Annotated in this window: 11 protein-coding genes; 5 read left to right on the top strand and 6 right to left on the bottom strand. The window is 39.3% G+C overall.

All coding sequences use genetic code 11. The features are described 5' to 3' along the window. Nucleotides 1-73: 73 nt before the first annotated feature. The gene (yghU, locus tag GBI66_RS11485; protein WP_151716194.1) at nt 74-925 is read right to left on the bottom strand and encodes a glutathione-dependent disulfide-bond oxidoreductase; all 852 of its coding nucleotides are present in this window, start codon (nt 923-925) and stop codon (nt 74-76) included. Between the two features lie 115 nt (nt 926-1,040). Beyond that, the gene (locus GBI66_RS11480; protein WP_151716193.1) at nt 1,041-1,958 is read right to left on the bottom strand and encodes a LysR family transcriptional regulator; all 918 of its coding nucleotides are present in this window, start codon (nt 1,956-1,958) and stop codon (nt 1,041-1,043) included. Nucleotides 1,959-2,068: 110 nt separating this feature from the next. Between GBI66_RS11480 and GBI66_RS11475 the strand changes: the two genes are divergently transcribed. Further along, the gene (locus GBI66_RS11475) at nt 2,069-2,500 is read left to right on the top strand and encodes a CidA/LrgA family protein (protein WP_151716192.1); all 432 of its coding nucleotides are present in this window, start codon (nt 2,069-2,071) and stop codon (nt 2,498-2,500) included. An 11-nt stretch (nt 2,501-2,511) separates the two neighbouring features. Beyond that, the gene (locus GBI66_RS11470; RefSeq protein ID WP_151716191.1) at nt 2,512-3,201 is read left to right on the top strand and encodes an LrgB family protein; all 690 of its coding nucleotides are present in this window, start codon (nt 2,512-2,514) and stop codon (nt 3,199-3,201) included. A 413-nt stretch (nt 3,202-3,614) separates the two neighbouring features. Here the strand turns inward: GBI66_RS11470 and xseB are convergent, their stop codons facing one another. The 4 genes from xseB to GBI66_RS11445 all read right to left on the bottom strand — a co-directional run bounded on the left by xseB (nt 3,615) and on the right by GBI66_RS11445 (nt 7,709). Then, nucleotides 3,615-3,812, bottom strand: coding sequence for an exodeoxyribonuclease VII small subunit (xseB, locus tag GBI66_RS11460; protein ID WP_005187131.1), 198 nt, complete (start codon nt 3,810-3,812; stop codon nt 3,615-3,617). Continuing rightward, a complete protein-coding gene (gene xseA, locus GBI66_RS11455) occupies nt 3,805-5,064 on the bottom strand; it encodes an exodeoxyribonuclease VII large subunit (protein WP_151716189.1) in 1,260 nt (419 codons plus the stop codon). Before xseA ends, xseB begins: the two co-directional genes overlap by 8 nt. A gap of 154 nt (nt 5,065-5,218) precedes the next feature. Further along, on the bottom strand, nt 5,219-6,577 hold the full coding sequence (locus GBI66_RS11450) for an amino acid permease (RefSeq protein ID WP_151716188.1): 1,359 nt from the start codon (nt 6,575-6,577) through the stop codon (nt 5,219-5,221). Between the two features lie 289 nt (nt 6,578-6,866). Then, the gene (locus GBI66_RS11445) at nt 6,867-7,709 is read right to left on the bottom strand and encodes a 2OG-Fe dioxygenase family protein (RefSeq protein WP_151716187.1); all 843 of its coding nucleotides are present in this window, start codon (nt 7,707-7,709) and stop codon (nt 6,867-6,869) included. A gap of 616 nt (nt 7,710-8,325) precedes the next feature. Here GBI66_RS11445 and GBI66_RS11440 point away from each other — a divergent pair. From GBI66_RS11440 to GBI66_RS11430, 3 genes are read left to right on the top strand one after another with little or no spacing between them, the layout of a single operon-like run. Next, nucleotides 8,326-8,985: an amino acid ABC transporter permease gene (locus tag GBI66_RS11440; protein ID WP_215901027.1), complete on the top strand. Its 660-nt coding sequence runs from the start codon at nt 8,326-8,328 to the stop codon at nt 8,983-8,985. Continuing rightward, on the top strand, nt 8,975-9,646 hold the full coding sequence (locus tag GBI66_RS11435; RefSeq protein WP_151716185.1) for an amino acid ABC transporter permease: 672 nt from the start codon (nt 8,975-8,977) through the stop codon (nt 9,644-9,646). The genes GBI66_RS11440 and GBI66_RS11435 overlap by 11 nt, the downstream gene beginning before the upstream one ends. Further along, nucleotides 9,643-10,374: an amino acid ABC transporter ATP-binding protein gene (locus GBI66_RS11430; RefSeq protein WP_151716184.1), complete on the top strand. Its 732-nt coding sequence runs from the start codon at nt 9,643-9,645 to the stop codon at nt 10,372-10,374. The genes GBI66_RS11435 and GBI66_RS11430 overlap by 4 nt, the downstream gene beginning before the upstream one ends. Nucleotides 10,375-10,386 lie beyond the last annotated feature (12 nt).

Genomic DNA, 10,386 nt, shown 5'->3' with positions numbered 1-10,386 from the left:
TTCAGCAAAAATTCAAAAAGCCTTTGTGAAAAACAAAGGCTTTTATTTATTTTTTTCATCAGATGAAAAATACTTATTGCAACTTATCTTGGGTTTTTCTCTCAAAATCACTTGCATCGTGACGTTCATGTAGCTGGGTAGCTAAATCACCAAAAGTACGATTCACCATACGACCACGTTGTACGGCTGGGCGCGCTAAAATGGCATCGGCCCAACGTTGCACATGTTTATACTGATCGACACTTAAAAATTCATCCGCATTATAAACCCAGCCTTTTACAACACTGCCATACCACGGAAAAGCGGCAATATCGGCAATGCTATATTCATCACCCGCCAAGTATTCGTGCTTTGCCAAATGTTGGTCTAATACGTCCAGTAAACGTTTAGTTTCCATAGCAAAACGATTAATGGCATATTCAATTTTTACGGGTGCATAGGCATAAAAATGTCCTAAACCGCCACCAATATAAGGTGCGCTGCCCATTTGCCAGAATAACCAATTCAAACATTCAGTACGTGCAGCAACATCAGTGGGAATAAAGGCTTTAAATTTTTCAGCTAAGTAGAGCAAAATTGAACCTGATTCAAACACTCTGAGTGGCGGATTTTGACTATGATCAACCAAGGCAGGAATTTTAGAATTTGGGTTGATTTCCACAAAGCCACTTCCGAATTGCTGACCCTCACCAATTTTAATTAACCATGCATCATATTCGGCATCTGTATGTCCTAATGCGAGCAGTTCCTCAAGCAGAATAGTTACTTTTTGCCCGTTAGGGGTGGCAAGCGAATATAACTGGAGCGGATGTTTGCCAACTGGTAATTTTTGTTCAAAGCGACTACCTGAAGTTGGCTGATTTAAATCGGCTTTGTCTCCAGTCCATTGCCAAACTTTGGCTGGAATATAGTTTGAATCATTCATTATGATTTGCCATCTCATCAATAGATCAATCCAGTGTAGGTGAGCTAATCCAAGATTGGGTAGCATTTTTGTGGCAAAGCCTTATGAATTTTTCTGCAAATTTTATTTGAATATTTCATTCATCAATTTTTGACTTAATCAATTGAAAGTGTTGATGAATAACGGCAAGCCAAGCTTGTACTGCGGGAGAGATGGGCAGATTCTTTTTCCATGCCATAGCGAGATGCCACTGAATATTTGGTCTTTCGAGTGGAATGGCTGCAAACAAATCGGGATCAAGCATGTCGGTATAATATTGCGGCAATAGGGCAATCCCCATACGTTGTAGCACCATATCTGCTAGCAAATTCCATTGACTGGTACGGCAGGCGATGCTTGGGTAGAAACCATGTTGCTGGCATGCATCCAGAATAATGCGATTAAGAGAGAAATTTTCAGGAAACATTAAAAAGGATTGATGCTGTAATTCTTCCAGATTGATTTTCTTGCGTGTGGCCCAGGTCGCATCTCGCCGTAATAGCACCATCAACGGATAATCACACAATTCGATGCTATTAAAGATTTGCTGGTCGAAAGGATGTAACAACACACCCACATCCAGTTCATTATTCAGTAAAGCCTGTTCAATTCCTTTGGAACCGACTTCAAGAAAGGAAAGTTCGATCTCTGGCCATTGTTGATGATAATCAAACAGGGCCGTGGTGAGCAACTGAGAGCCTAAAGGTGGAACGCCCAACTTTAAAGTGCCTGTTTTTAATTGCTGGTAGTTTTCAATTTCCAGAAAAATATTTTGTTCTGCCTGCAAAAGCTCAAGCGCATGCTGATAGATGCGCTGGCCAATTTCCGTCAGTTCAACCTGTCTTTTGCGGCCATGTTCTGGCTTTACCAACAACTGTACCTGTAGTTGTTGCTCAAGCTGCTGCAAGATTTTACTAATGGTTGGTTGCGTCAGATAGAGCTGTTCTGCGGTACGGGTAAAGCTTTGGGTTTTGACCAAAGTAACAAAGCATTGCAGTGATTTGAATGAAAGCATGATGAATAAAATATTATTCCATTTTGGTATAATTTTAACATGAATAATTCATATTATGCCAATAGCACTGGGATAACATAATGATGTAGTTCACCATCTTATTTGTTGTCATGAGCACTGATTCCGTTTCTGAAACGTCTTCCCCAAGCAGCTTCTTCACATTGGTCAAACAGATTTTAATTCTGGCGGCTTTTTGGGGTATTGGTTATGTTTTGCATCAACAACTCGGTGTCCCGATTTCCGCAGGGATTTTAGGCATGTTGCTGCTGCTAATCTGTCTATTCCTAAAGATTATTAAAATGGATCAGGTGGCGATGGGGGCTTCGGTTATTCTCGGCGAATTATTGCTGTTTTTTGTGCCTGTGGTTGTTGCCGTGGTTCAGTACAAAACCCTGTTTATGACCGAAGGCTGGCAGATTGTACTGAGTATTTCACTGGGGACAATCTTGGTGATGTTGAGCACCTGCTTAACCATTCATTATTACAATCGTCTCAAAAGCTATTTGCAAACACGTAAACCTTTCCAGCATAAGCATATCTAAAGGCATTTCACATGAATATCTGGTCAATCCTCTGTCTGATCTGGACTTTGGTCGCCTATGTGGTTGCAAAACGTCTCTATCAGAAACATCCTAAATTATGGCTTTCACCTGCGATTAGCGTGCCAGTGCTGACAATTGTATTAATGACGATTTTTGGCATTTCCTATCAGACCTACGCCCAAGATACGCAATGGATCGTCAATTTACTTGGACCTGCAACGGTTGCCTTTGCTGTGCCTATTTATCGTTATCGCGCTACCATCCGTAAAAATATCGGTGTTTTATCCATCGCGATTATTGTCGGCATGAGCGTTGGGGTGATGTCGGCTTATGAGATGGCACAGCTCTTTCATTTCAGTCCAGAAGTCACCAATAGTTTGATGGCTCGTTCTATTTCAACACCTTTTGCGATGATTTTAGCCGAAGATATTCATGGTTCAGCAGCATTGGTATCGCTATTTACCGTGATTACAGGTTTGGTTGGTATGATTTGTGGTGATGCCATTTTAGCATTCACCAAAATCCGTTCTGCTGTGGCAAATGGTGCTGCATTTGGTAATGCCGCTCACGGCTTTGGTACAGCGAGAGCCCAACAGCGAAATAATGAAGAAGGTGTGATTGCCAGCTTAACCATGGTGATTGCAGGTATCTTGATGGTGCTGGTTGGGCCATTTGCCATTCATTTGTGGTTATTACTCTAACCACCTCGTTGACTGGGTTTAGATAACGATGGATCACAGAAATTATGAGAACTGATTCATAAGTTCGTCATAACCACATGAAATAATCTTTTTTATGAACTACATTTCTTCAATGATATATAGAAAAGTTTTATGACTGATGAGCTGTTTATTGATTTTGAGAAGTCAAAGATCATAGAAAACAATGAGCATGGTTTATTGGAAGGGTATCACTTCTATTTGTTCATGGATGATCGGACGGATGAATATATTAGTCGATTGAATTACATCAAAAAAAATATTCCTGAATCCGAGTATTTATCTTATGGCGCTATAAATATAGACTAATTGATCATGAAGTTAGCAGTATTATATAAATGCAGAAGAATGAGCTGACTTTTCAGGTCAAGCTATGAAACATAGTCAGACGATGGCTAGTCATCCTTAAATGTCTCGTTTAAAGCTTGCTGAACCGCATCAACTCTGGATTTACAGGCTTTATAAGCGGCCATTGATTCTTCGACGATTTTCATCAAATTATCGATATCCGGTTCTTCTTGTGTTTCGAGTAGAGCGGCATTCTTTTTTAATAATGCATAACCTTCCTTAAAATTTAATTCTTTCTTAGTCATGATCAATCACCTCGGTGAGCTTGGCATGGATATAACCATCTTGCATTTCAATTGATAGGGATGAACTCGCTTGATGGATTGAGCGAATCGCTTTATTTTCACAGCGGACAATGCCATAACCCTTAGCGAGTACATTTCTCGGGTTTTGCAACAAGGTTTCCCGCATTAAAGCCTCGATTTGAGTTGAGGCTGTTTTTAGTTGTTGCTTGGCAAAATATTGTAGTGTTGATTTGGCCACTTGAAGGTGCAATTCGCTGGTACTGATTTGATTCTCAGCCTGTGACTTAATGCGATTGATCAATTGGTCATTCTGGCTTTGATAAGCAGTAATCTGATGTTGAGAAAGCAATTTAATAGTTTGAAAATGTTCCATCACTTCTAGAGAACGCTCTGAAATCAAATTACGAATACCTGCAATTACCTTACTTGGCGTATCGAAAGAACGATGGGCAATTTCATCTAAAATAGTTCGATCTTTTTCATGTCCAACCCCGACCCAAATCGGCACTTTGCGTTTACACAGCAGGGCGGCAAGATCATAGTCATTTAAATAAGCTAAATCGTTGACGGCACCACCACCACGAATGATCACGATCAGGTCGGGTGGAATGGTATAGTCTGCTGCCCACTGACGTAGTCCCGCACCTAAGGATTCCATGATGCTGTGCGCAGCGGTATTTCCCTGAAAAGTCGCGCTGTGATAGACAAAATCACAGACACCTGCTTTATGTAATGCATCGGCATCTTTCTTGAAATCACCTAATCCAGCAGCATTTTCGGGTGCAATCACCAACACATGCTCAATATCAAAAGGTGTGGGTAAGGCTTTATTTAGAGGAAGTAAACCTTCACTGCTGAGTCGAGCAAGAATCTGTTGGTAACGTTTGGCAATATCGCCTAGAGTAAAACTAGAGTCGATATCTTCAATATTGACTGAAAAACCATATTGAGGGTCAAAGCGGGCTCTGATTTTAATCAGCACATTCAAGTCTTTGGAAAGTTCAATACCACTTTCGCGCTCAAACTTGAGTACCATTTTAGCCGCAGTAAATTTCCAAATCGTGGCTTTACAACTTGCGATGACTTTGTCTGTGTCTTGTTCTTTTTCAGCAAGTTCAAGGTAGTAATGCCCACCTTTGATACTCAGATTCCGAATCTCAGCTTTTACCCAGACAGGCTCATCAAAAGTCAGGCGAATGATTTCCTGTACCGTTGCGAGGTAGTCGCTTAGAGAAAGTTGCGGTTCAGCCATTAGGTCAGACAATGAATAGGATAGCGCTATAGTAGCAAATGGATTAACTTGATAACAAATAAGACCTATATTGTTTTAATTTATTTTTGTTGAGAGATAACGCATCTACAGTTTAATTTACAGATTGCTGTAGATGCGTGTTTTGGTTCAGATATTAAAGTGATTTATTCCATTTCAAAAATTTAAATAGGCCGAACATAAGCATGATCCAGACTGGAATTAAAATCACTGATTCCTTAAAGCCTTGAGTCCACATGATATATAAAATCATCACGATAAATGCCAAAACCAGATAATTACTAAATGGTGAAAATAAGGCAGGGAATTTGACGGTCTTGCCTTCTTGCAGAAAGGCGCGTTTAAACTTTAAATGGGTAAAACTGATAATCGCCCAGTTTAAAACCAAAGCTGCAACTGCCATATACATCAAGTGGCTTAAGGCTTGTTCTGGCACAAAATAATTGAGTAGTACACAGCCAAAAATCAAAACAGAAGAAAAGATCACCGCAGGCATAGGTACACCTTGCTTACTGACTTTTGCAAAAACTTTAGGTGCATTGCCTTGTACTGCCAACCCGTACAACATACGACTATTGGCATACATGCCACTGTTATAGACTGAAAGCGCGGCGGTTAAAATAATGAAATTGAGTAAATGTGCAGCCCAATTAATCCCGAGTTGACTGAAAATCATCACGAAAGGGCTTTTATCCAAACCACCCAGATCAAGTTGATTCCATGGAATGAGTGACATGATGATGGCAAGTGAAGCCACGTAGAAAACCAAGATACGGAAGATCACTTGATTAATGGCTTGAGGAATACTTTTTTCTGGATTCTCTGCTTCAGCGGCAGTCATACCAATCAATTCAATGCCGCCAAAAGCAAACATTAAAAAGGCCAACATATAAAACAGGCCTGAGAAACCATGCGGAAAAAATCCGCCATGTTGCCAAAGATTTGCGAAGCTAGCCGTTGATTCTGTACCTGCTGTGAGCAAGAGAAACAGACCAAATACAATCATTGAAATGACGGCAACAACTTTGATAATGGCTAACCAGAATTCGGATTCGCCATAAAATTTTACATTGCCTAGATTTAAGCAGGTCACAATAATGAAGAAAAATAAAGTCGAGATCCATGCAGGTATATGTGGCCACCAATAATGAATATATTTGGCAATGGCTGTCAGCTCAGTCATTGCCACCAAAATATAAACTACCCAATAATTCCAGCCCGATAAAAAGCCAGCAAATCTTCCCCAATATTTTTGTGAAAAATAACTAAAAGAGCCCGCGACAGGTTCTTCTACAATCATTTCACCCATTTGTCGCATGATCAAAAATGCGATCAAACCGACAATGGCATAGCCCAAAATAATCGAAGGGCCAGCAGATTGGATCACCTGAGCTGAACCTAAAAATAGGCCTGTACCCACAGCACCACCCATCGCAATCAATTGGATATGGCGGTTTTTTAGTCCACGTTTTAATTGGGGAGAGGAATTACTCAAAATACGCTGCGCTGAACAAAAGGAAGCTATTGTAATAGATAGCAAGAGGATCGACTAGTTTGAAAATGAGATTAAGCAAGAGATTGTGCTGTTAACTCAATGAATAAGTCTCCGAATGCTCTGTATGATTTAACAGTAACTTATGCTCAACAGTATGGATGTGAGATAGGAGCCAAAAGGTTGAATCTATTTTTTTATAATGTACTTGTGTCTATTATTTTGAAAGCCTCTGACTCCTAACTTAAATAGGATGATCATAAGATCGGAGACAGAGGTGGCAGGATATCGATCATATTTTTTGCTTTGTTAATGAGAAATCAATCAAGATGACCCATCTTTCACCTAAATAGTTGAGTTGGTTGTTGGGAATCTTTTGAATTGGCGATACGTAATGGCACACAGAGGAGTGATGCATCGCAAAACTGTCTAGAATATTCTTTAAAGTGAAGTGTGTATAAATATTCTCAGCATTTACATCTTCTAAGCGTTTATTCTTTTCGCTGGGGCTGGCAATGTAATTCTCTCCACCAGTAATGTTACTGCTTCGATAAAACAGGTGGGCAAAGGTAAATGGCTTACCATCTTGATGGAAACTATCAGGCATATTGATTCCTAAGTTCTGTACATCAGAAGTTAATTTAACGAAATGTATACCGACATAAATTGGCAGATAATATTCCTTTAAACCGAACGTAAGCGCATAGTCTTCAGTAATTAATTGATTTAGATAGTGAGATAGTTTTACATTTTGACTCAGTGCATTGAAATAGCGAATCGAATCCTGTTCAGATGTATTATTTCCCTGATCATATCCGGAGAGTTCCTGACCATCTTCAGACAATGTTGTTGGTAACCAAATAGGTCTGATCTGTTTTTCCCAAGGAAGGATCAAGGCATTGCCATAGCGGATAAAGCGATGATTCTCTGCTGCTGAAAAGGGATCTTGTTCTAAGACTTTGAATTCTCTTGCAATGGTTATTTTTGATTCAATATCAATATCCGATGCTTTATATTTGATAAAGCCATTTTGTCGCAAATTTTCTTTGAGTGTGGAAAATTTAAAGTCGTAGGTGAAAGGTGATTGATAACTTGAAAGTATGTCTTTCGTTGCTAGATTTTCTTCTACTAACATGAGCGGACCTTTTATCAACTTGGGTATTTAATAGTCTAAGTAAAATATTTAAAATTTGTTAAATATAGATATAATTGTTATTAATAATCATATGCTTTAATATAACAAAAGGTTAAATTTTATATAAAATACAGAAGCTTGACCGAGCATTAAGGTTTTTTTAATAATTCTCTCAAAATATGTCGAAAGTTTTTTGATTTTGTTTTTTACTTTCAGGCTGTTTTATATGTAGGGAATATTTTATTTATGTCATCTAGCATTTTTAATTTATTTTAATCATGTGCTTAGATGTAGCTTGATTAGATTTCGGTTTATTTTTCTTTATTTATCGCGCAGTACAGTTTTCCTATGCTATTTCAAATTTTTAATCATTTTTATCTTATATCATTTTAATAGCTATGAAGAATTCTTTAGTTTGTGGATACTCAGACATGTGTTTTTCTGCAGTAAAGCAGCTAAGCATTTGAATTAGAAATAAATCGAATCATTATAATTTCAGCAAAGCTTAGCAAATAATAATATTTCATGTGAAATTTCAATCAGCATAGACTCATCCAAAGATAAATAACAACAACGTATTTATCAAAAAAATCAATTTTTCATTCGGATGTTTTCTTTGGATTGGCTGTATATACAGAGTGTGCTGCCGCAGTTCTATGCGGCCACATTCATGACCTTAAAAATCTCCTCTATCGGTATCGTGTTATCCATTTTATTAGGGCTGATCTGTAGTGTGATTAGCACTTATCAAGTTCGAGTACTGAATAAAATTGTCAAAGTCTATATCGAGGTTTCCCGCAATACACCCTTGCTCATTCAGCTATTTTTCCTTTACTACGGTTTACCCAAGATTGGCATCAAACTGGATGGTTTTACATGTGGTGTGATTGGTCTGACTTTTTTAGGTGGCAGCTATATGGCAGAAGCCTTTCGTGCAGGCTTACAGTCAGTTGCGCAAGGGCAGATTGATTCTGCTCGAAGTGTGGGGTTAAACGCCGTCCAAGTCTTTCAATATGTAGTATTTCCACAAGCATTGTCGCTGTCTATTCCAGCGATTGGTGCGAACTGCTTATTTCTGATTAAAGAAAGCTCGATCTTGAGTGCAATTGCAGTAGTGGAATTACTGTTTGTGACCAAAGACCTAATTGGGATGGATTACAAAACCACCGAGGCTTTATTTCTATTAATCATGGCTTATCTGATCATCTTGTTACCCGTGTCGGCTTTAACAAGTTATTTGGAATATCGCAGTCGGAAGGTGAGCCATGGGACTTGAGTATTTATTTCAACCGAGCCATATCGAACGTTTGCTATATGGTTTATTGCAAACCATCGAAATTGCATTTCTGTCCGTTTTTTTATCTGCCATTTTCGGGACAATTTTTGGGGTGATCATGACCTCAAAAAATATGTTGGTCAAAATCCTGTGCCGTTTCTATCTCGAGACTATACGAATTGTGCCCATCCTCGTCTTATTGTTTGTTTTCTATTTTGGTTTTGCGACATGGTTTAACTGGCAGCTCTCATCGTTTTGGGTCTGTATTTTTGTATTTACTTTATGGGGAACTGCGGAAATGGGGGATCTGGTTCGCGCCTCGATCACCTCGATTGATCAGCATCAACGGGATTCCGCTTATGCAGTAGGACTCAATCATCTACAAGCATTGACTTATGTGATTTTCCCGCAAAGCTTAAAACGAGTGACCCCTGGCGCATTAAATCTGTTTACCCGCATGATTAAAACCAGTTCTTTAGCTGTATTGATCGGGATGGTGGAAGTTCTGAAAGTAGGGCAGCAGATTATTGAAAATTCATTATTGACTGTGCCCAGTGCATCGCTGTGGATTTACGGTTTCATCTTTATTCTTTATTTCCTGATTTGTTATCCATTATCGCTTTTAGCAGCGCATTTAGAAAAAGTGTGGGAGAACGCATGACTTTGTTATCGATACAGCATTTACATAAGTTTTATAAACAAAGTCATATTTTGCATGGCATTGATTTGGAGGTACAACAAGGCGAAGTGGTGGTGATTTTGGGACCATCGGGTTGTGGAAAAAGTACCTTGTTGCGCTGTATTAATGGATTGGAACCCATTCAAGACGGTGAAATTCACCTTAAAGATGTGGGTGTGTTGGGGCAGGACTTGCCATGGGATAGTGTACGTCAGCAGATCGGGATGGTGTTCCAGAACTATGAGTTATTCAAGCATATGAATGTGATTGATAACATTCTGCTGGGTCCGCGAAAAGCGCAAAAACGCCAACGAGCAGAAGTAGAACAACTGGCAGATCAACTGTTGCAGCGCGTGGGGTTACTGGATCGTAAATATGATTATCCCTCCAATTTATCGGGTGGTCAGAAACAGCGAATTGCCATCGTCCGTGCCTTGGTGATGAAACCGAAAGTGATTTTACTGGATGAAATTACTGCGGCCCTTGATCCTGAAATGGTGAGGGAAGTCCTAGATGTAGTGCTGAAACTGGCACAGGAAGGTATGACCATGTTGATTGTGACTCATGAAATGGGCTTTGCCCGCAAAGTGGCAGATCGCATTATTTTTATGGATCAGGGCAAGATCATTGAGCAAAGCTCGCCAGAAGCATTTTTTCAGCATCCGCAAACGGAACGTGCGAGAACCTTTTTAAATATTTTGAATTATTAAAATGAGGACTTT

Origin of the sequence: Acinetobacter sp. TUM15071, from assembly GCF_008980925.1 — a bacterium.
In the GTDB taxonomy this organism is placed as follows: Bacteria; Pseudomonadota; Gammaproteobacteria; order Pseudomonadales; family Moraxellaceae; genus Acinetobacter; species Acinetobacter dispersus.
Note: the sequence above shows the minus strand (reverse complement) of the source record. Positions and strands in the feature narration are given on the sequence as shown.